The organism is Marinoscillum sp., from assembly GCF_965229915.1.
Taxonomy (GTDB): domain Bacteria; phylum Bacteroidota; class Bacteroidia; order Cytophagales; family Cyclobacteriaceae; genus Marinoscillum.
This window is the reverse complement of record NZ_CBDDJZ010000001.1, coordinates 3,756,385-3,779,294: the sequence shown is the minus strand read 5'-3', so window position 1 is coordinate 3,779,294 and position 22,910 is coordinate 3,756,385. Positions and strand designations below refer to the sequence as shown.

General features: G+C 44.6%; 15 protein-coding genes. 9 read left to right on the top strand and 6 right to left on the bottom strand.

Annotation, left to right across the window (positions count from 1 at the left end):
• Nucleotides 1-24: 24 nt before the first annotated feature.
• Together ACO067_RS16220 and ACO067_RS16215 are read right to left on the bottom strand one after the other, a co-directional pair.
• Entirely contained in the window at nucleotides 25-5,046 is a 5,022-nt protein-coding gene (locus ACO067_RS16220) for a C25 family cysteine peptidase (protein WP_421875871.1), read from the bottom strand.
• Nucleotides 5,033-6,112: a hypothetical protein gene (locus ACO067_RS16215; RefSeq protein ID WP_421875869.1), complete on the bottom strand. Its 1,080-nt coding sequence runs from the start codon at nucleotides 6,110-6,112 to the stop codon at nucleotides 5,033-5,035. Before ACO067_RS16215 ends, ACO067_RS16220 begins: the two co-directional genes overlap by 14 nt.
• A 239-nt stretch (nucleotides 6,113-6,351) precedes the next feature.
• On the opposite strand from ACO067_RS16215, the gene ACO067_RS16210 reads away from it, so the two are divergent.
• The 6 genes from ACO067_RS16210 (at nucleotide 6,352) to ACO067_RS16185 (ending at nucleotide 14,879) form a co-directional block, all read left to right on the top strand.
• Nucleotides 6,352-6,702 carry a PadR family transcriptional regulator gene (locus tag ACO067_RS16210; RefSeq protein WP_421875867.1) on the top strand — a complete coding sequence of 117 codons (351 nt, stop codon included), beginning with the start codon at nucleotides 6,352-6,354 and terminating at the stop codon, nucleotides 6,700-6,702.
• Nucleotides 6,699-9,182, top strand: a complete 2,484-nt coding sequence (locus tag ACO067_RS16205; RefSeq protein ID WP_421875865.1) for a PspC domain-containing protein — start codon at nucleotides 6,699-6,701, stop codon at nucleotides 9,180-9,182. The genes ACO067_RS16210 and ACO067_RS16205 overlap by 4 nt, the downstream gene beginning before the upstream one ends.
• A 187-nt stretch (nucleotides 9,183-9,369) precedes the next feature.
• Entirely contained in the window at nucleotides 9,370-11,166 is a 1,797-nt protein-coding gene (locus ACO067_RS16200; RefSeq protein WP_421875863.1) for a DUF1800 domain-containing protein, read from the top strand.
• A 1-nt stretch (nucleotide 11,167) separates the two neighbouring features.
• A complete protein-coding gene (locus ACO067_RS16195; protein WP_421875861.1) occupies nucleotides 11,168-12,865 on the top strand; it encodes a DUF1501 domain-containing protein in 1,698 nt (565 codons plus the stop codon).
• The gene (locus tag ACO067_RS16190) at nucleotides 12,834-13,703 is read left to right on the top strand and encodes an outer membrane beta-barrel protein (protein WP_421875859.1); all 870 of its coding nucleotides are present in this window, start codon (nucleotides 12,834-12,836) and stop codon (nucleotides 13,701-13,703) included. The genes ACO067_RS16195 and ACO067_RS16190 overlap by 32 nt, the downstream gene beginning before the upstream one ends.
• 3 nt (nucleotides 13,704-13,706) lie before the next feature.
• Nucleotides 13,707-14,879: a hypothetical protein gene (locus ACO067_RS16185; RefSeq protein ID WP_421875857.1), complete on the top strand. Its 1,173-nt coding sequence runs from the start codon at nucleotides 13,707-13,709 to the stop codon at nucleotides 14,877-14,879.
• On the opposite strand, the gene ACO067_RS16180 is transcribed toward ACO067_RS16185, so the two are convergent.
• Nucleotides 14,876-16,369 (bottom strand): ATP-binding protein, encoded by a 1,494-nt coding sequence (locus tag ACO067_RS16180; protein WP_421875855.1) that lies wholly within the window; start codon nucleotides 16,367-16,369, stop codon nucleotides 14,876-14,878. The genes ACO067_RS16185 and ACO067_RS16180 overlap by 4 nt on opposite strands.
• A 126-nt stretch (nucleotides 16,370-16,495) precedes the next feature.
• Between ACO067_RS16180 and ACO067_RS16175 the strand changes: the two genes are divergently transcribed.
• Together ACO067_RS16175 and ACO067_RS16170 are read left to right on the top strand one after the other, a co-directional pair.
• A complete protein-coding gene (locus tag ACO067_RS16175; protein WP_421875853.1) occupies nucleotides 16,496-17,152 on the top strand; it encodes a hypothetical protein in 657 nt (218 codons plus the stop codon).
• Nucleotides 17,153-17,289: 137 nt separating this feature from the next.
• The gene (locus ACO067_RS16170; protein WP_421875851.1) at nucleotides 17,290-17,589 is read left to right on the top strand and encodes a hypothetical protein; all 300 of its coding nucleotides are present in this window, start codon (nucleotides 17,290-17,292) and stop codon (nucleotides 17,587-17,589) included.
• Nucleotide 17,590: 1 nt separating this feature from the next.
• Here ACO067_RS16170 and ACO067_RS16165 read toward each other — a convergent pair whose 3' ends face one another.
• Complete coding sequence (locus ACO067_RS16165; protein WP_421875849.1) at nucleotides 17,591-18,475, bottom strand: dienelactone hydrolase family protein; 885 nt, start codon at nucleotides 18,473-18,475, stop codon at nucleotides 17,591-17,593.
• Between the two features lie 178 nt (nucleotides 18,476-18,653).
• Between ACO067_RS16165 and ACO067_RS16160 the strand changes: the two genes are divergently transcribed.
• Nucleotides 18,654-19,865, top strand: coding sequence for a multidrug effflux MFS transporter (locus ACO067_RS16160; protein ID WP_421875847.1), 1,212 nt, complete (start codon nucleotides 18,654-18,656; stop codon nucleotides 19,863-19,865).
• On the opposite strand, the gene ACO067_RS16155 is transcribed toward ACO067_RS16160, so the two are convergent.
• Together ACO067_RS16155 and ACO067_RS16150 are read right to left on the bottom strand one after the other, a co-directional pair.
• On the bottom strand, nucleotides 19,866-22,496 hold the full coding sequence (locus ACO067_RS16155; protein ID WP_421875845.1) for an ABC transporter permease: 2,631 nt from the start codon (nucleotides 22,494-22,496) through the stop codon (nucleotides 19,866-19,868). It lies immediately after the preceding gene.
• Entirely contained in the window at nucleotides 22,493-22,831 is a 339-nt protein-coding gene (locus tag ACO067_RS16150) for a PadR family transcriptional regulator (protein WP_421875843.1), read from the bottom strand. The genes ACO067_RS16155 and ACO067_RS16150 overlap by 4 nt, the downstream gene beginning before the upstream one ends.
• Between the last annotated feature and the right edge of the window lie 79 nt (nucleotides 22,832-22,910).

The window sequence follows — 22,910 nt, the reverse complement described above, 5'->3', positions numbered from 1 at the left end:
AGATCAATACACCGCAGGGTCTCATTATTTGAGCAGGTAAATTTTGCCAAATCCATTTTTAAACGCACGATCGGCATTGGTCACCCGATGCTTCATAGACTCACCGTTTTGCCGGATGAAAACCTTGTAGAGATATACTCCATTTGCAAGCTGATCGCCATATTCATCTCTACCATCCCAGGCATATTGCGTGATATTATTTCCAATTTTCAGTGGTCCTATTTCATCTTGGGTGATCTCCCTTACTACCCGACCAGATACGGTCATAATTTGAATTTTTATCTGATCCGGAATAGTACTCCCTGTGAGTGTAAACACAAACCGTGTGGAGGTCGCAAATGGGTTTGGGTAGGGATAGAAATGGGTAATTGTGGACTCATTGATCACTTCAAATGAAACTTCATAGGCATCCAAACCCGATGGATTGCCCGAAGCATCAGCACCCTGCACTCTTAGTGTATATTCGCCATCTTCCAAAGGTCCGGCAGCATAGTTGATCTCAAAATCCTGATCCTCTGATGAAGGAGTGTAAGTAACGGCAGGGTCGGATAGATTGACTCGCTCGAAAACGCATTCCTCACATGCCCTGCGCATTTCTATGATTAATCCTGCCGTATCTTCCTTGAAGAGGTATTGGTTGTCATCCTTTAATAGAATGCGAATATTTGGTTGTGGTGATACGATATCCCCATCTAGGATATAGCTACCATCGATAGTCACATCCAATACAGGATTGACCTCATCTGCCTCCACCGCAAACGCAGAGGTGTACACCAGCGTATTGTTAGTCAGGTAGTTTTCCAGACCTGGTGGTATCACAGAGATCGTGAGGCTATTATCACCAACCAGTCCACGAGTGTCTCTGGATAGTTCGATCACCGTGGTATCGCCCACTGCCGGAGCCTTTGCTTTGAAAGAAGCCACCTCACGGTCACCAGACGTCACATGTGTGTAGGCCACTGTGACATCCAGAGAATCAGAATACTCAACCTCAGAAATGTTGGCAAACAAAAAGCTCGTTTCAAACAATTGGCCTTCTTTTAGCTGTTTGGTTTCGTATGACACAGGTGAGATAATTCCTTCTGGCACCTGCTCGTAGGTCACTCCCCAGGAGTCCATAACTGGTGGGGTCTGATCCGCCAAATCAGAGAACAAAAAGTCTAGCTGCAAAAATGGATACTGGCCTGCATCAACTCCTGTCAGATCAAGTTCAGAGGGTGCGGTGGCTACTCTATTGCCAGTAAACAGCTGATTTCGGTTCCCTGACCGGTCAACCCCATGAACATTCACCAACCAATCATCATTGGTCTCTGAGCGTACCTGATAATGAAATGAGTCCCAATTGCTAGCGGGCCCGATTAAGGTGGAGTTAATGCTACCGCTGCTGAACTGTCCGGTTACTGTATTCATCAGCTCTAAAGACTGATCCTGTACTGGAATAGTAGAGCCATTAGATGTGATCTCGATGGCCTGTCCAGGAGCATCTCCTTTCTTAGCCAGAAAAATGACAGGTTGTCCATCTTGAAGGCTAGTGATTGTGGAGCTTTGTATACCCAATTCATTAAGAGAAGCAATGAGCTGAGCATCCCAACTGGAATAGTTTACCGTACCAAAACTAAAGAGCAAAATCATGTCACGCGTGTTCATTTCCTCAATTAATGCATCGAGGTATCTATTTGGTCCAAGCACATCATTTTCATTGAAGTTGTGGATCATCTGAGGTAAGCGACCGCATACCAGATCATTGAATACGTCAGTACCCGAAATACCAAATGGCCGATAGGGTTGAGCGGTCTGCCGATCAAAAACTACAGCATTGATAGCATTCCTTCGTTTACAGGTGGGATCAGCGGCATTATCAGTCAGTAGCAGATTCAATCCATCAACTATTACCTGGTAATCTTCGTACTGCAGGGTACTGTTGGCTCCGTGCGTGTTTAGCTGTACTGGTGTAGTGGTGGTATTGAAAGTGACCGTTTTGCCATTTTCATCATAAGTGACCCCTGAAAATCCATTAGCGCTGAACTGGCCATTGCCTATTTGAGCCCACCCTTCCGGCTCATTGGCAACCACAGTGAAAGAACTGGCCACCCAATTGGTATCTTCATTAGCGACCGCTTCTGCAAAACGAGTTCTCCAATAGAAGGTGGTACTATCTGGAATAGCAGACAAATCCAGCTCATATGCATTGAAAAACTGTCCTTGCACAGACTGCAGTGAAGCAAAGGAGCTACTGTAATCTGGTAATGTATCTATCTGCAACGAATAGAGCCGGTCACGTTCCAGCATGTTGGCCGACTGCCAGACCAAGGTGGTGGATTGCCCATTAACCGTGCTATATGGCACTGGGTAAAGTGGTATCGTATTTCCTTTTGGAATGAAGACCTCCAGGGTTCCTGAATTATTCCCCTCGTTGAGCTCAGGAATTGTATTTTCTGGATCTATCCGAATCATGAAGGAATTGGTGCCAGCTACTGCGTCACCCGATTGATTAGATATACTGAAGGTGAGTGTATCTTGTAACAAGACACGAGCAAACTGATCTTGATAAGTTCGCTGTTTACCATCAGCAAAGGTCCGGACCACCTCCACATCAATGGAATCAGGAAGAGTTCTCCCATAATTGCGAATGGCCAGTTGCAGCTTAAAGGAGTCCACATTAGCTACTACTCTTTCCTGATTATTTCCGGTGACATAGCTATCATTGATTCGCAACTCATAATCAGGCTTTGAAGCACCAAAAACATGAATAGCGGGATCTCCCTGAAGGACTGTTTGGTATACCTGAGACTGACTGAGATCATCGTCACCATAAAACTGGAAGTAGCGATCGGCTACTAATCGCATGATTTCTCCTACTGATCTCCCAAATGTTTCATCCGTTGCAAATCCAATTTGGTAAAATATATCCGAATAGCGCTTGAGATTAGAAGAAAGGGCAAAGTCTGAGTTGGCAATGAAAGCAAGTGCTCCAGCATTTGGAGTTCGAATCCAGTCTTCCCCAAAGGTGAGATTGGATGGGCTAGTGTTCCCAAAGATCCCCCCGGCGTTACAGCCATTCACCAGTATGGTTGGGTATTTCCCCTGATTGGAATATCCTGCAGCCGGATCTGAGGCTCGCCCGATCTCTATGTCAGTCACAACTCCACTGGAGTGACCGAAGAACGTGATCATGCTCACACCGTCATTTACTTCATCGGCTACATTGATTACTTTCACATCATCGGTGCTGTTCTTGTTGACATTGGAGGCACTACCACCTAAAAAATCTCCCTCAGCAATGGAGCTGAAGTTTTGGATGTAAAATGAAAATGCAGAAAGCTCCGCCGGAGTTTGGCCTCCGCTTAGATGTAATAAGTTTTTTCGCCAAAGCCGATCATACCCTAGAGCTTCCATCTCCTTTACTTTGTCCAGGTAGTTCTTCACATCTGAGGCAGCAAATGCATTGATCCGACCAATAGGTAGATCATAATTTGGAGATGAGGTATTATCTAGGCTGAAAAGCGCATCTGACCCAGGGTAACCATAGGTAGGTACATAATGGATCAGTGAGGTAGACGTTTTACGATGATAGTCATTATTGACGGTAGTCCCTTTACCTATGAGAAACACATGCTCTACCGAGCCTTGGGACCGCATGTACGACAGGTAGTTTCTGATAGCCAAAGGTGAAGTAAGCCCGTACGAAAACTGATCGTATAGCTGATCCATGTAGGTGAGAGCAACGGCATGATTACCCCCGGCCTCACTTTGACGATAGGCCACATACTGATCGATGGGTCGAGCACCATCCACCAGCTCATTGAGAGCTGGATGCGAGATGATCAGGTAATCAGCAGCAGTGTTAATAGTACCAATTGCGCTTAGTTTCACTGATGCTACAGACTTGATTTCAGAGGTAGCTAAAAATGTACGCGACGTGGACGTAGTATCCCTGTAGACAAATTCCAGTGAAGTGTTGGAAGCTTGATCCTGAACAGCGCCTAGGACAGCCACATTATTGACATCTGAAATATCAAACACCTCAAAGGCCTCACTCACAGTTTTCGATACAGTAACATGCTGTCTATTATTGTCCGAATCCGGGATCTTAAAAGTCTTGGTAGAGTTATTGAGTTGAAAACTTTGTGGGAAGTCGACCTTCACATAGGCTACAGCCACCACATCTGTTTGCCCGGACACCCCTACGGAAGTAACCCGCACTGCCAGAGATCCCGAGGCACCAACATCAGACCACTCCAGCTCTGAACTATAGCGGTAACTATCTCGTCCAGCAAATGTCGCCTGTCCCAGGTCCCTTAGACTAGCAGTGCTCGAACCCACCGATATGTTAGTGACGTGACTAAAGTTGCTGATCCCATGTAGTATAATCTCAAGCCGAGGCTTTGGAGCCGTGTTGTCATAATTCTCCAGGGTAAAGGAGAAATTCTGACTGCTATTCTTAGAAATATTAGCACCTGTCCATCCTTCGCCATAGTCGTACACTGCGGACTGAATGTCATAGCTGGAGCCATACCGCCTTCCAGAGGAGTAGCTACCAGTCTGTAACCTCATGGACTCTGATATATGATAAGTGCTGGGAGGGTTTCCTTGCGGATCATCTATGGAAGACACGGCCATGCGCTTCCCTTGAAGACTACTAAGATGCCAGGTTAGAAAGTACGAAGATGTATCAGAAAACAAACTGTATCGATCATGGGGCTGCGCTGCTGGTGCCACGTAGAGTTCGGTATCCAACTGCCCGTCATTTCTCTCACCATAAAACTCAAACGAATCCAACCGACCATCTCCATTGTCATCATGAACACGAATGGCAACCTCCTTGCCGTGGTGAAAAAGCTGATACCTGGACCGTGCAATTGAACCTACTGGAACGCCGGCATTGACCAGCTGAGTAGCTGTGACTCGGTAAAGTCCGTCTTCCGCCACCTGTATTTTATAGTAAGCCTTCTCCGCATCAATCCACTCACTACCATATGACTGTGAAACAGCTGACAAAGCCATCAAACCAAATACCACCAAACTAAGAAGCCTAATCCTCCACATTGAAGTCTACTTTTACAGAAAACACATGAGAATACAATCCAGCAGCCTGATCACCAATATCCGTAAAGGCATAATCGATACTTACTTCCTGGACTTTAAACCCAACCCCAACGTTTGGTTGAAACGTCCAGTTCTTACTGCCATCAAAATCCTTTATCTCCTGGAACTGACCAACTCCACCCCTAACGAAAGCAAGACTCTTAAACCCAAATTCGAACCCAACCGCTGGATCCAGAGAGAACAAATCAGACTTAACCAGTGTATTACGTCGGCCGTCAGTTGTAGCCACCAGATCCAGTGAAGCAAGTAGTGAAAAGTGCTCACCCAATTGAAATCCCCGACTAGCACCCAGTACTACCCTGGGTAAAGTAATCTCTAAAGATTGGGTATATAAAGTGTTTCCAGTCTGCTGATAGATGGTGGCCAGCTCGTCCTCATTGATCGACCAACTATTGAATGTTCCAAAAATATCACGCCCTACCACTCCAAAATTCCATTTTTTCCAAGTCTTCTGGAGGCCAAAATCAAGTCCAAATCCCCACGAACCAGCAAAATCACCGACCACTCGACGAATCACTTTGAGGTTGCCACCCACACTCAACCCACCAAACAAGGATACATTCCTGGCATAGGAGACCAAAAATGCATAGTCGGCTGCAGAGAAAAATTGAATATTATCATAATTGACCCCTCCGTTGGCATCAAAAAGCAAACGGGTATCGGCTATGTCATCTACTGCAAACCTCAATGCAGAAATAGCCAACACTGACTCATCCTTCAGTTTACCAGCAAAAGCTCCGTAATCATAATTGGCAATACCTCCGAAATATGCCGAATGCATCAACTCTAGCTGGTAGTCAGCATTAAGACTATTCAGACCGGCAGGATTCCAATATCCCGCAGACACATCGTCCACGTGAGAACTCATGCTCATACCCATCCCAAAAGCTCGGGCATCTACCCCCAGATTCAAAAACTCATTGCTGTACTTCGGTGCATTTCCCTGTGCATTGCCAGTAAGCAGTATGCCCAGCAACGCCAATAAAGTAAGTATCCCTTTTATCATCAACCGTGAATTGTGAATGTAATTTAGATCAGACCCCTTCATCTAAAAAATCAATTTCGATCAAGACACGAAGTGAGCTGATAGAGGACTGATTTATATAACTAAACACATATATCATATGACTATACAAAGAATATACATCACCTAGTAATATTTTTAGCTAGGTACTCGGCCATACATAGTACCTTTTCGTATACGGAAGTAGGACGAATGAAATAAATAATTAAACTCATGGACTAATGAATATTGAAAACACACAAGTACAAATGCGGAAGGGCATCCTTGAGTTTTGTATTCTACATATTATTTCCAGAGGTGAAGTTTACGCTTCGGACATGATAATAGAACTCACAGCTGCAAAAATCATGGTGGTCGAAGGGACCCTCTATCCGCTCCTGACCCGGCTAAGAAAAGCTGGCCTGGTTGACTATAAGTGGGTGGAGTCTAGCTCTGGGCCACCTCGCAAGTACTACACCCTCACCGAGGATGGAAAGACCTTTCTATCCAGTCTAGATGAAACCTGGGATGAACTGGTTTCATCCACTCAGAAAATCATTTCCGTCAAAAAGAACTCAAAATCAAAATCATGAAAAAGACTGTAAGCATTAATATCGGCGGCATCATCTTTCATATCGAAGAAGATGGCTATGATAAACTCAAAAACTACCTGGATTCAGTCAATAAATATTTCTCCAGTTTCGAAGACAATGGAGAGATCATCACAGATATTGAGAGCCGAATCGCAGAGATATTTTTAGACAAACTTTCTGACGGTAGACAGACCGTAACTATCGAAGATGTGGAAGAGCTCATTTCCACCATGGGTACTATCAAGGACTTTGATGCCACACTCGAGTCAGAACCAACTGATCAAAGCTCACAGCAAGAGGAGCAAAAGGAAACTTCCAGCACCAAGACAGAGCAAGATACCGCAGAATCTCCTAAGCGCCTGGTCCGGGACATGAAGCGTCGAATACTCGGAGGAGTAGCAGCAGGAATTGCTCACTACTTTAGCATAGATCCACTATGGATCAGATTGCTGATCTTGTTGCTTTTTATCAACGTGTTCTTTGGAGGGCTGAGTGGAGCTGTCTTCCTCGCCTACATCATCCTTTGGATTGTACTGCCACAGAGTGATACACTTGAGGAAGACAAAAAAGTAAAGAAACTTTTCAGAAACAGTGACGAGCGTGTGCTCGGTGGAGTTGCCAGTGGTATAGCAGCTTACTTTGGTACCGACATTTCGGTGATTCGCCTGTTGTTTGTTCTATCCATATTCCTTGGTGGGGCAGGCATCATACTGTATATCATTTTATGGATCATTACCCCCGAGGCACGTACCATCACCGAAAAGATGCAAATGCAGGGGGAGCCAGTTACCCTCTCCAATATTGAGACCAATGTCAAGAAAGGCTTTAACGTGAGAGAGGGTGAAGAAAATGCCTTTGTGAAAATTCTACTGTTCCCGTTTAGGTTGATAGCCCTGGTTATCAATGGTCTAGCAAAAGCTCTGGGACCAATTCTCGGATTTCTGGTACAGGTCATTCGAATTCTCTTTGGTGTATTCCTCAGCGTAGTTGGATTTGTCATTATGGTCAGCCTGGTGATTGCCGTACTAGCCATACTAGGCGTAGGAACCTGGGATTCTTATGTTCACTGGGGTGACCTACCGGTAGACTTGTTTAGAAGATCGCTAAACAACTGGGCCATATTCTCTGCCTTCCTGGTAGCGTTTGTTCCGGCATTGGCCATCTCATTGGTGGGTTTGGTAGTCATTCTCAAAAAACGGGTAGCCAATGCTTACGTAGGCTGGTCACTCTTTGGTATTTGGATCATTGCGTTGATCATATCTATGCTATCTATTCCAAGGTTTGCAAGAGACTTTGCCACCGAGGATGACATCCGCATAGACAAACAATTCGAAATGGTAGAAGGTACTCCTACACTTCGCTTGAAAGAGAAGGGATTCGACAACTTTGATTTAGTAGATCTACGACTTAGAGGTCATGAAGACAGTACCTATCAGGTGATCATCAATATCGAAAGCAGAGGAAGTAGCAGACAAGAAGCCCAAGAAAATGCTCGAAAGGTGCGCTATGAAGTAACTCAGGAAGGCAATGATTTTTACTTTGACTCTAACCTGACCTTTGCCGATGATGCTGAATTTAGATTCCAGAATGCAGACATCACCTTTTACATACCCTATGGCAAAACATTCCGAATGGATCAGGATTTAGAAGAAATTCTAAAAAACACCCTCCACCTCAACGGCTACAGGAGCTATCAGATGGGCAGCAATGACTGGGTATTTGAGCGAGATGGCATCAGATGTATCACCTGCTCCCCTCGCCGGTCCAACTCATATGGCAGCTACTCATCAGATGATGACCGCAGGGCACTGGACCGGGATTCCAAAACAACCAGAAAGTATGAAGGGTCAGAGAGCATCTCTTTCCCAATGGAAGACTTCAATGAAGTCACAGTGGCTTCCTATTTTGACGTAGATATCAGAAAGGGTGATGAGTATAGCATCTCTGTGAGAGGTAAAGACAGATTCCTGGATGAAGTATATGTCAACCAGGTAGGAGATCAGCTGGAAGTACGCTACCGTGAGGATAACTGGCGCTGGTGGAGAGATCGTGACGAAGAAAAACTAGCATTGATCATTACCATGCCCTCTCTGGAGTATCTCGAAATGTCCGGAGACTGTGATGGAGAAATTGTGGGATTTGATAACAGAGAAATCACGATCAAAATCACGGGCGAATCTGAACTTTACCTGAATGTGGATCCAAAAGAACTGGAAATGGAACTAACCGGTGCGGCAGAAGTAGAAGTACGTGGTACGGCAGAAGAAGCAACTATCGAGTTGCTTGGAGCATCTAATTTCCAGGGATTCGGATTTATTGCAAAGCGTATAAGTGTAGATGCCGTGGGAGCATCCAAAGCAGAAATCTATGGTGAAGATGAAATAGAGATCGATGCGGCTGGTGTAAGTAAAGTGCGCTACCGCGGAACCAATAATGTGCGAATTAGCCGAGCGGGGGTTACTTCCGTATCGCGAGATTAATAAACAAACCTCTATAATTTTTGTACAGTCTTTCGGTTTGTTTTTTGAACCCGACCTCCTTGAGCGTCGGGTTCTTTTTGTATTTTTAAATGAGAATTATTGAAATTAATTTCATTATTCTAAGATTAATTATAACTATTTAATTTTAATAGTTATCTTGGACTACCAGCTTTAAAGTTTAAGGGAAATGCCATTAGGAAATTTTACCGGAGTACTCGGTAAGAAACGCGCCGCACATCTACTCCGACGAACTAGTTTTGGAGGTTCAATAGCCGAAATTGAACTCTTTGCAGGACTCACTGCACAAGAGGCCTTTGACCGGTTAATTGTGGACGATTTACCAGATCCTCCTCTACCAATAGACCCAGCTACAGGAAGAGAATGGGTCATTTCTGGCACCACAGATGCCAATAGCGAAAACTTTGAGTTGAGCAGATACCTGAATGCCTGGATGATAGGTCAGGCATTGGGATCAGACGTAACTAGTGATATCCGGCCGGCATGGTCCTTCAGAGAGCGGTTGGTCTTTTTTTACCATACGCTATTCACTACCAAGCATACCTCTGTTAACAACTCCAGAGCGATCTATTACCAACAGGCTCTTTTTAGAAAATTTGCCTTTGACAGGGACGATAGCACGCGTCCAGATCCAGAAAGCACCGAAGAAATCCCCTTACCAGATATTCCAATCTATTTCAACATCAAGCAGCTCACCAAAAAGGTCTCAGTGGATAACGCCATGCTGGTATTTTTGGATGGCCGTCTGAATGTGAAAGGAAGTCCTAATGAGAATTACGCTAGAGAGTTGCTGGAACTTTACACGATCGGTCGTGGACTGGAGGGCAATGTACCAGAGCCAGAGTTTGATGGAGACTATTTCTATTACACAGAACAAGACGTACAGGAAGGTGCACGAGTACTCTCCGGGTTTAATTATGACCAAAATTTCATCAACATCGATATAGAAACTGGACTGCCCAGAGGTGTGATTAGAGGCGGGGGAACCATCGCAGGAAGTCATGACAATGGCTCCAAACAGTTTAGTTCCAGAATGGGGGATCAAACCATCTCTCCTGATCCTACTCTGCTCACCAGCGGTCAGCCAAATGAAGAGAGCGTATTAGACGAGATCAGTCAACTGGTAGAAATGATCTACTCGCAAGAACAGACGGCTATCAACATCTGCCGGAGAATCTATCGTTTCTTCGTTTATCATGAAGTCAGCACAGAATTGGAAAACGACATTATCCAGGAAATGGCCACCGTCTTGGCTGCTAATGATTACAAAATCCATTATGTACTGGAGGCCCTGTTTACCAGTGAACACTTCTATGAGGGCTCTGCAGGCTATACGGATGATAATTTCGGTGGATTGATTAAGTCTCCGTATGACCTGGTCATTGGCTTTCATAAAAACCTAAATTTGGCATTACCTACTTATGAGTCAATGACCCCCTCCTACTATGAAGACTTTGCTCTGCCAATGCTTTCTCAGATCAGCACTCAGGGTATGGACTTCTACGATCCATATGAAGTAGCCGGGTATAAGGCATATCACCAGTTTCCGATCTATAACAGAAGCTGGATCACGACGAACTATTTGACGAATCGCTACAGTTTCATTCAGGATCGTACCTCCAATGGCATAGCCATACAAGCCGGACAGGTGGATGTGCTCAGTTTCATTCAAAATAACATCCCCACCTCAGTAGCTCGAGATCCCAGGTCTCTGATTATTGCTCTGGCAGAGTATTTCCTTCCGGTCAGTGGCAACCTGTCATTTGACGCAGACACCAGCGAACTAACCGCAGATCGGCTCAACTATTTTCTGACTGCTTTCCTGTTCAGCCCTCAGATAGATGCTGAACCGGAGGCCGCTTGGACCACTCGATGGGACAATAATGAAGACACAGAGACACTGGCCAATCAGGCGGTGAGTCTCTTCAATGCAATGTTGCAATCACCCGAATATCAATTGATGTGATATGAAGCGAAGAAATTTCATCCAAAAATTAGGTTTCGCAGCGGGAGTACCGATTGCGTTTCAGGGGGTACCTCTTCAGGTATTAGCCTCCAACAAACCACTGCAGCGACTAGCAGCCCAAAGTTCTAATGAAAATGTACTGATCATCCTGCAAATGCATGGTGGAAACGATGGGCTCAACACATTCATTCCACTGGGTAACTATGAGCAGTACTACAGCCGCAGAGCCAATATTGCTATTCCATACAAGTCGGGCAACAGAACCCTGATCCCACTGGACAGCACGATGGCCGATGCAGACAGAGTGGGCCTACACCCAGACATGCAAGGATTCAAAGACCTTTATGATAGTGGAAAGGCCGCTGTATTTCAAGGTGTATCTTACGAAAAGAATAACGGATCTCACTTCCGTGGCAGGGATATTTGGTTCATGGGGGGCGATGCAGATGACTACTACTCTTCCGGTTGGATAGGTAGATACCTCAACCAGGAATATGCACCCCTACAATACCCTCAGAATTTTCCCAATGACGACATGCCAGATCCTTTGGCTTTGGAAATGGGGAATGATGTCTCACTCTTATTTCACCAAACTGGCAATATCCCTACCTCCATATCACTTGGCGGCAGTCCAAATGGGATTGCTGGACTTATAGATCAGCTGTCTGGCTATACGGATGATGGTGTGGATCCTCGGGGTTTGCCTCCATCCTTTCTCAATGGCTCACCGTATGGAAAAGAAATGGACTGGATTTTGGGGCTGGAAGATAAGTCAGAAACATACATCAAACGACTGGTGGAGATTTATGATCAGAGCACAGAAACAAAAGCGAGATATCCTGAAAAATATCCCTTCCAATCACAGAACTCTGGAAATCCACTTAGCCAGCAACTTCAATTAGTCGCACGACTCCTGGAGGGAGGAATCAAAACCAAAGTGTTTTTAGTGAAAATAGGTGGATTTGATACGCATGCCAGCCAGACAGAGTCTTACGACCCAACCATGGGTAACCACGCGGCTCTTCTGTATCACATCAGTGCAGCTATGAAAGCATTCAATACCGATCTGATCAACCGCGGACTCGATCACAAGGTACTTACCGTATCCATGTCTGAATTTGGACGAAGAATCCCTTCAAACGGAAGTTATGGTACAGATCATGGCACAGGTGGACCGGTTATGATGTTTGGTGCAGGTGTGAACCCTGGAATCTATGGCACCAATCCGAATCTGGATAACAGCAACGTGAACATGCAGTTTGACTACCGCCAGCTCTACGCAGGCATCCTTAATGAATGGCTTGGGGTAGAACAATCAGTCATTACCAACGACATCTTTTTCAGAGATTTCATCAGCGGGCCAAATCCAAATGGAGGGTCATATGAGCCTCTCGATTTGGTCAAAGAAACCATTACGAGCGCCAATGATTTCTTGCAATCAAAATTTAACATCCAATCAGTCTACCCCAATCCAGCAAGCAACTATGCGCAAGCCAACATAGTCATTAATGACTACCAGGATGTACAGCTAGAACTGATCGATGTGAACGGACGCGTAGTGCAGCAGCAAACACGATCTTTAAAACCTGGAAAACACACGCTGACTTTTCAGCTGGATAGAACACCCCCTGGAATTTATTTTGTAAAAGCGAAATCAGAAAAACTGAATGACACCAAACGTCTTATCATCAGGAAGTAGATTGCTTATTGTCGGCATATTACTTCTGATTGCCAATGTATCAGTAGCCCAGCGGTCAGCGCCACCATCCACTTTTGAGAGTTTCCTCAATACGCAGTGGTGGCTTGGCTTGCGCTTTGGATTAAACTATACCCAGCCAGTAGCTAGTGAAGATTACTACATCTTCAGCCCGTTAGATTATGATGCTGAAAATCTCCAAAAAACCTATGACGTCTTCAACCTTGGAGGAGGACAAGCTGGACTGGACCTTTCTTTCTATCACAAAGGGATCTCCATCGGCTTACAACCCACCTTCAAAATCATGCGCTACAGTTATAGCAATTATTTTGAGTGGCTGGGTTCAGGAGATGCAGACCGGTTAGAAACGGCTGTCAATGTAGAACAGAGTATACAGGTAATCGAAGTACCGCTCATTGTCAAGTATGAAATCTTGAAACGTGGCAAAGTTCGACCGTTTGTTTTGGCGGGACTTCAGCAATCCTTTGTCATCAATGCACAAAAAAAAGCAGAGGTCATGCACACTGACTACCTGGCAGATGTACCTCAGACTTACTCCGGAGGTGATTTCAGCATTGGCAATACTGATCGGATGAGCAATTTCTTCGGAGCACTGGGGGGAATAGGTACTAGTCTGGACTATGCCAACATTCGGACGGTTATTGAGATCACCTATCTATACGGCCTGAGCCCCATTACGGCCAATGGCAATCCGTTCTCAGAAAATGAACTGGTAGGGATCGGGGATGTGAATGACCAACTGAAAATCAACAATCTCAATGCCGCGATAAGCTTTGTTTTCCCACTTAGATATATTGACAAAACCTTCCAACCTTACTAAAAGATGAAGAGACTATTATCAATAATCCTGATGTTGGCATTGTTGGGGTGTCAGGAAGAAGAATTCGATCCTAGTACGGCATTTACAAAAATCTACGATAGCAGCCGTGGCAGTGATGGATACTACCCGATTGATCTTATTGAAACCAGTACTGGATATACCATACTCACAGGTCAGACATTGGATGACTCAGACTACCTTGGTCTGAAACTCATCCGATTAGACGAAGAAGGTAATTTCCTTTTTGAGGACGACCTCACTTCTGATTATGTAGTTCCGGTTGGTGACATGGTGTCCATTGATTCCGTTGGTTATTTCTTCGCTATGGAGCCAACCACACTGAACCCTGTGCTATTTCGCATTACTGATTCGGCATATGTAGCCACGGAAATAGCGGGCCTGGATTACCCGCTGGCAGCCAATGCTACCTCTTCTGGTTCGTTGCTACTGCTTAGCTATAACTTGCAGGCACAAGAAACCACACTGTCTGAAATCTCCACTGATGGGTCGATCATCAGAACGAATGGCTACAGCATCGGGCCAGGCAGTGACATTGAGGCCAATATTTTGAAAAACTACACGGATCCAGAACGTGGCAAACTTCCGTTCTTCTGTGGAGAGTGGAGCACGGATGCCTATTACTTCAATGGAGTCTACAACTACAGCATGTCATTGGTTTTCACGGGATTTGGTGACCCAACGGGAGTAGTACAGGGACAAGGAATTGATGGCGGATTGGTTTCCATCATGCCAATACAAGGAAGTGAATTTGCTCTATTTGGCTACCAGTTCAACGAGAACTTCATTGTGGCCAATACCACATTAAACACTTCCGGAACCACATCTAGCGTAAACTATCTGGAATCAACCATTTCTGAGTTCATATCTCGATCCAATGCGGATATTGTGCGCTGGCAAACGAGCTCACAATCGTATACCATTATTGCTGCAGAGACCGAATCAAGACAAATAGCCCTTTACATTTATGAAACTGCAAGCGGAACGCTAGCTGGACTGCATAAACTTGGATACATCAATCCTTACACGCTAGCATCCATCAAGATGGACAGTGAAGGCAATCTTTTGGTACTGGGTACCACTTATGTTTCTGGTAGGTTTAAACGCGTATTCCTTTCCAAAATATCTACTGATGAACTAGAAGCAATTGTAAACTAGCCAACCAAACGAATGATTTTTTGGAAGAGCTCATCTGGATCGTAAGGTTTTGGAATGTAGTCGTCCATGCCGGCCTCCAGGCATATATCAATCTCACGCTTGAGAACTGAAGCTGTCATCGCCATGATTTTCACATCGCACTTTGGCTGAGTGAATTTACTTCGAATATATTTGGTTGCTTCCAGTCCGTTCATCTCAGGCATCTGGACGTCCATCAGCACCAGGTCATAGTCCTGCCGTTCCATTCGCTGAATAGCTTCCAAACCATGATTGGCTATGTCCAGCTGAAAACCATATTTGACCAGTAAATTCTGCGCCACCATTTGGTTGATATGATTATCCTCCACCAGCAGAATGCGCACCTTTGATCGGTTCTCAGGAGACATAAATACTAACTCGGCGGTTTCTTGACGAGCAACTTCCTCCTCCGGTTCTCTTAACTGTAATGTGAATGCAAACCGGCTTCCAGCTCCCAATTCACTAGTGACCTCAATCTGACCATTGAATAGCTCAATGAGCCGTTTTGAGATTGGCAGTCCGAGACCCGTTCCTCCAAACTTACTGGCAACTCGAGTCCCCGCTTGTGTGAAGCTCTCAAAGATCTTTTTGATGTCCTCATCAGAGATACCAATGCCTGTATCTGTCACGACCACCTCCAGCGTGTAAACATGTGAGTGCTGATTGACTAGCCGACAGGTCACCGACACTTTACCGCTCTCAGTAAACTTCACAGCATTGCCAATGATATTTAGTAGAATCTGCCCAAAACGAACCGGATCTCCTGATACTTTGTGTGGGAGGTTTTCAGCAAATGATATCTCAAAACCAACACCCTTTTCTTGTGCCTTAAACCGCAAGGTATGCTCTACAGATTTGAATACATCCTGCACTTTGAAGTTAGAATAATCCAGCTCTAGCTTCTCTGCATTGATTTTAGATAAATCTAAAATATCGTTAATAATGACCAATAAGTTTTTAGCAGAGTAATCTATGGCCTGGAGATACCGGGACTGGTGCTCGTCCAAATCGGTATGGAGCAAAATATTGGACATGCCCAGGATTCCATTCATCGGTGTCCTGATTTCATGACTCATATTGCTAAGGAATTGATCTTTGGCTCTTGCTCCCTCCTCAGCAGCCTCTCTTGCTTCTATCAATTCTATCTCACGCTCCTTCCGAAACTGAATTTCGCGTAAGAGCGACTCATTGGTTCTTTTGAGACTTATGGTTTGCTCTTCCACGGTCTGGCTCAAGCTAGCGTTGATCGCATTGATATCTTCCTGCTTCTTGCCAACGAAGTAAGCAAAGAGTCCAAGAAACAAAGGAGCGGTATCAATGACCCAAAGCAACTTACTTGAAGACTGAACTGCCATGAAACATGCTGGTGTGACCTCACCAAAATCATTTACACAGAGCATGACAGAAGAAAAAGCCGGGAAAGCTAATCCAAACGCCATTCCATAAATAAGGTATCTCACTGAAATTTTCATTCCCACTCAGTCTTCATTCTAATGCAAAATAAGGTTATATTGAGATAATAACATGATTATTCCAAGAAATAACCGTTTTCTTCAATAGAACGGTTTTTCTTCGCTTACCCGAACTAATCTACCATCATGAACCATTTCCAGCCGGTATCACGAATCAGTCTTTTCTTCACATCTTCCATACTATGTTCGCTGTTCATTGCATTGATTGGCTGCTCCACCAAAAACTCTCCCTCAGAGCCCGTACGAAAAGGCCTCACCGAACAAGGCAAAGTGGCCAATATGGACAAAGCAGCCACTTATGGTCTTATTTCTGTAGAAATTGGTGCCACCAAAGAACAAGTTTCCGTTGATCAGGAGCACTTATACGGTAAGTTTTTTGATGATCGCGCGGAATTCTACATCGTGGAAAACCCCGAGCTATACATATCAAGTTCTCAGGTAAACAGACTTACGCTGTATTTCATTGATGGAACTCTATGCAAGAAAAAGTATGAACTCGATTCGGACATTAGCACTGAACTAATGAAGGCATATGGAGGGTTCCGGTTTCGCGCGCTCAATGACACTACCTACAAGCTATCAAGATCTGAAAAAATAGTGTTGAAAACCAAAGAAGGCAATATGGTGAATGACAAATTCAACCGGTTTCAAATGAAGTGGGAAGATGAGGATGTAGATATCAGATATGTAGTCTTCAGGGATAGTCTGGCTGGCCAGCTGGATCTAATCGAAGAGCTCGGTGCGTATAAGCAACTTTTAAGAGCAGCAGAATTGGAGATCTAATCCAACCTTAGTTCACAACCACGAGTCCTTAGGACATGAGATTAGCTTTAAGAATTTTAGTCAGCTTAAGTGCATTTCTACCCTCCTGTTATGAACGTACATGCGATCGTGATCAGGTTTGCACTAAAGAATTGCGCATGATCACTCTGGATGTGGTGGACTCCAATGGTGATCAGGTTACACTCGATAGTGGTAAAACCTATTCAGATGGCCAACTACTATTCTCCGAATCATACAGATCAGAAGCTCCCGTATTTAAGTATCCCAATGTGGTCATCACTGATTCAGAAATAGACCAAATTGCTTTCGATGGCACCACCTTAGTATTCAAAAGCTGGGTAGAAGGCAATCCTATTCCTGATCAACAGTTTGTAATCGGCAAAGATTGCTGTCATATAGAAAAGCTGGAAGGTCCAGACTCCATCACTTTAGAATAATCTAGCTAAGATGCTTCTTGAAAAAATCGATGGTTCGGCTCCAGGCCAATTCCGCGGCTTCTTGATCATACCTTGCCGTGGTATCGTTATGAAAACCGTGATTCACTCCCGGATATAGGTATGCTTCATATGTTTTATCATTGGCCTTAAGTGCTTCTTCATATGCCGGCCAGCCTGCATTCACACGTTCATCCAATTCACCAAAGTGCAACAGCAATGGAGCGTTGATCTGAGGCACCTCCTCTGCAGAGGGTTGACCTCCATAAAATGGTACTGCGGCCTTCAGGTCAGGCACTTTCACGGCCATCATGTTAGACACCCAGCCACCAAAGCAAAAGCCAACTACACCGACATTTCCAGAGCATTCGGGATGGTCCTTTAAGTAATCAAATGCCGCAATGAAGTCATTGAGCATCTCACCGCGATCTCGTTCGCGCTGCATTGTCCTGCCGTCATCGTCATTGCCCGGATAGCCTCCAAGTGGACTCAATGCATCTGGTGACAAGCTAATGAACCCTTCGCGCGCAGCTCGTCTACCCACATCAGCTATGTGCGGATTCAAGCCTCTGTTTTCATGAACCACCACGATTCCAGGCAACTTCCCTTTAGCCTCCTTGGGACGAGACAACTGACCAGAAATAGTCCCGCCTCCATCAGGTGATGCATACTCAATGGTTTCCGTATTTAACTCCGCTGAGTTTTGCGGTACCTGGATCTTTCGATAATCTGGCATGATGAAGCTCATCAGCGATGTAAGTGTGAGACCACCTACAGCATATACGCCCAGTTTCTCGATGAACTCTCGGCGCTCCATGCGATTGTGAGCATAGTCATCATAGAGTTTAAATACTGCTGGATCAATGTCTTTTGAGGAGATTTTTTTCATGGGAGTGTAGAATGATAATTACTAAAGATACCTAATCATCCAAATAAAACCATCATATGATGAACCTGTGAAGGATTCATCGTGTTTACTACACTTGATTGTTCAAATCCCCATTAGTCAAAGTACCTTCGCAGCATCCAAAAATGATCAGAACTCTATTGTGATCAAATAGCTATTTATGCAGCACAAAAAATTATCACTATTAATCATACTGGGCTCCATTATGGCACTCGGGCCATTTTCCATAGACATGTATCTTCCCGCGTTTCAGAGTATAGCAGACGAGCTGGGTACGGATACGGCCAGGGTAGGCTATTCACTTACCAGTTTCTTTGCCGGTCTATTCATTGGACAAATGTTTTATGGCATTCTGATAGATCGATTCGGCCGTAAAAAGCCCTTGATCATTGGCTATCTTATATACGTTGGTGCCACATTGGGGTGTGCTTTTGCCTGGTCACTGGATTCCCTGGTGGTGTTCCGACTGCTTATGGCTATAGGTGGGTGCTCTGGAATGGTAATCAGCAGGGCAGTTGTCCGAGATGTCTATTCTGGAAATGAAATCGCCAAGACCTTTTCACAGCTGGTACTGGTCATGGGGGTTGCTCCAATCATCGCCCCGACCATTGGTGGATTTATCAATAGTTGGTTGGGATGGAGATGGGTATTTGGAATGATGGTGCTCATAGCACTGGCCAATCTCGCCCTGATCATCTTCCTGCTACCTGAGACCAAAGGACCTGACACTGACATATCTCTAAAACCGAGAAATATCTGGCTGGAGTATAAGAAAGTACTTAAACACAAAAGCTTTGTACTCTATGCAATAGCCGGAAGTTTTGCCTATGCGGGCCTATTTGCCTACCTGACCGGTTCTCCTGCTGAGTTTATGGAAAGGCTGGGATTCAGTGATACCCAGTATGGATGGGCTTTTGCTTTTAATGCTTCGGGATTCATACTGGGTAGCCAACTCAATCGGTTGATTCTCAAACGCCACAACGAACTTTCCGCCTCGCTGAGATCGGTATTTTTACAATTAGCTGTGGCTACTGGTTTGTTGGTATTGAGCTACATGCATCTGGCTGGTCCCGGGTTAACGCTCATGAGCACTTTTCTATACTTGTTTATGCTGGGAATCCTCAACCCCAACACCCAAGCACTGGCACTACGACCATTTGTAAAAGAAGCCGGACGAAGTGCTGCTTTGATGGGTAGCATACAGATGATCGCTGGAGTATTGACATCAGGAATGATCAGCGCATTGCACGGCAACTCCACACCTACCATGGCCATAGCCATGGTGGCATGTACGTTGATTTCACTCATTCTCTTGGTAGTCAGCAAACACAGTCAGATTACCGACTCCAACCCTGAACTTCAAAGTGTATGATCATTCATACTTCAGTGTTTTGGCTGGATTGAGAATAGCTACTTTCCAGACCTGGTATCCGACGGTAATGAATGCACTGATCACGATGATGGCAATAGACACAATGAGTACTGGCCATGGAAAGTCTATCCTATAGGCGTAGGAAGCCAACCAACCATCCATACTGAAAAAGACTATCGGTGTACCAATAACGGCTGCCAACCCCAGCAAAAGGATGAACTCTCGGTAAAACAGCGTAATGATATGCATAATGGAAGCACCGAGTACCTTCCGTACGCCTACTTCTTTGGTCCGCTGTGAAGCCATAAAAGAGCTGAGGCCAAACAGCCCAAGAATAGCCACCAAAAGTGCAAATCCGGAAAAGGCTCCGAAAACAGCTCCAAAACGACGGTCATTGGCATATAAATCATTGAACCTGTCATCTAGAAAGGCGAACTCAAACGCTGAATTGGGGAAAAACTCTGACCAGACCTGCTCTACATGCTGAAGCCCCTCTTTCATGGATTCCTTTGATAATTTGACCAGGGTCCTACTCATCACAGGTTCATAAAAATAACAGGTAGGCTCTATTTGATTTTTCAGGGAACCTCTATTCGCATTTTTTATGATCCCAATGATCGAATACTTTCGATTATCCGGGTCATCACCGAACATTAGCTTTTGACCAATCAAGTCTTCGCTAACGGGAATTCCAAATCTTTTGATAAAGGCTTCATTCATGATCACTGCTGTAGAATCTGTCGCCATGTTCTCTTTAAAATTTCTACCATATAGAAATTGCACATCCAGTAAATCAAAATATTGGTGATCGATGGAATGAATATAGGTTGTCGCCTCTACTGGTTCTGCTACTCCGATGATTCGTGACTTCCCACTAGTAGAGCTGATATCATTGCTGTGACCACCGGGTATGCTATTGGTAGTAGCCACCTGGAGCACGTGTGGATTAGATTTGAGTTCATTCTGAAAAGAAATCATTGTAGCACGCTGTGCCACATAATCATCTCCGGGTAGTCTCGGATTCCGAATCCCCAATACCCGATCTATATTCATTCCCATATCAGCAGATCTCATGAAATCTACCTGTGTAATGACAATAAATGTCCCTGATATCAGAATCAGTGAAGCTGCGAATTGCCCCACTACCAAAGTCTTTCTGAGCATGATTCCACTTTTGGACGTTTTGAATTTGCCTTTCAAAACTTTCACAATACCAAACCCCGATAAAAACACAGATGGATAAAATCCCGACAGCAAGGTGCCTATCACAGTGAACAAGACCAACTTTAAGATGAAGTCTGGTTTAAAAATCAGGTCTTCCAATAGTCCCTGTCCTACCAGATCATTGAAATATGGAACGGCAAGCTGAGCAATGATCAGAGCAAGGAACCCACCCATCAAATTGATTAAAAAAGATTCTAAAAGAAATTGATTACGAATCTGACTTCTTCTTGCCCCGATTACTTTGCGTAATCCAACTTCTTTGGCCCGTTCCACAGCCTTGGCAGTAGACAAATTGATGTAGTTGACCCAAGCGATCAGCAAGATAAAAACCGAAATGACCTCTAGAAAATTCATAGATGAAGCGCTACCCGGAGCTTCCGGCTCATAGGTCATCTCTGAGTATAAATGGATGTCCTGAATAGGTTGGAGATTAAAAAATAGACGGCTATCTTCTCCAAGGTTGGTTTCTTTTACCGAAATAAACTGTTGCTCCAGCGATTCACTATTGGCGCCTTCTTTCAACCGCAAGTAAGTATAGTAGTTAAAAGCTCTCCAACCTTCATTGGTCAAACGCTCCTGCACCGTGGAGATAGACACCAACACGCTAAACTTAAAGTGAGTATTTGATGGAGTGTCCTTTAACACCCCTGTTACTTGGAATTCCCGATCAAACCCAGAATGTACCTGTAAAGTCTTACCAACAGGATTATCATCTCCAAAATAGAACTTTGCCTTGGATTCGGTCAGGACTAGGGAATAAGGCTCCTTCAGCATGGTCGCTGGGTCACCTGCCAACACTTCATAGCCAAAGAAATTGACAAAATGCTCGTCGGCCATCTTTACATTATCTTCTGTGACCAGCGTCTCGCCTTTACGAACATTGATATTTCCATTGTCATACGTTAGTGTGTACGCTTCTACCTCCTCAAAGTCTTCAGTTAGCAATTTACCAGTAGGATTGAAGGACATAGCATCACGTGTTTTTACCTCACCATCCACTATCAGATCAGTGGTCAGTCGATAAATCTGGTCGGCATCACGATGGTAGCTATCATAGCTCCGTTCATAAGCGACGTACTGATTAATCAGTAAAAAAGCGGCTAGTCCTACTGCAAGTCCAATCACATTGATCGCCGTGTATGACTTATGACGGATAAGATTTCGGTAACTGATTTTAAAGTAATTCTTTAACATACCTGTGTCCTTTAGTAATGAGTTTTGTCCTAATTCTTTGAGTAAAGAGGGCCTGAAAAGCAAGATCACCTGAATGAAATGACGCCACTGCACGTAGGAAATCCTATGGTCCAGATTGCGCAGATAGAGCTCCTCCAAATCACCTGCGATATCTGGATAGTAGTCCGGATGACAATACCACCTGAGCAATCGATCTGCTAACTTTTTGATCATGATTTTTTGAGGTCAAGAGCCACGTCAGGTATTGCATTCCATAAGTCGGTGCGAACGTCTTTCGAATATTCTAGTGCACTCTTTCCGAAAGAAGTGATCCTGAAAAATCGCTTCGGCTTACCTCCTCGTTGCTCGGTAGGATCTCCTGCCCGACTGTCTAAAAATCCCTTCTTCTCCATTCGTCTCAGCGCTGACTGCAGAGCCCCGACACTCACCTTCCGTTTCAATCGCTCTTCTATTTCATCCTTGATGGCTACACCATACGCTTCATCATAAAGCACCCCCACTGTCAACAGTACAATCTCCTCAAATTCACCTAACTGGTATTTCTTCATTTCAATCTCCTATTTGTAGTATTGACGAAGATAATAAAAAAAAGTTGCAATCTCCTATTTGTAGTATTCACCGACTAAA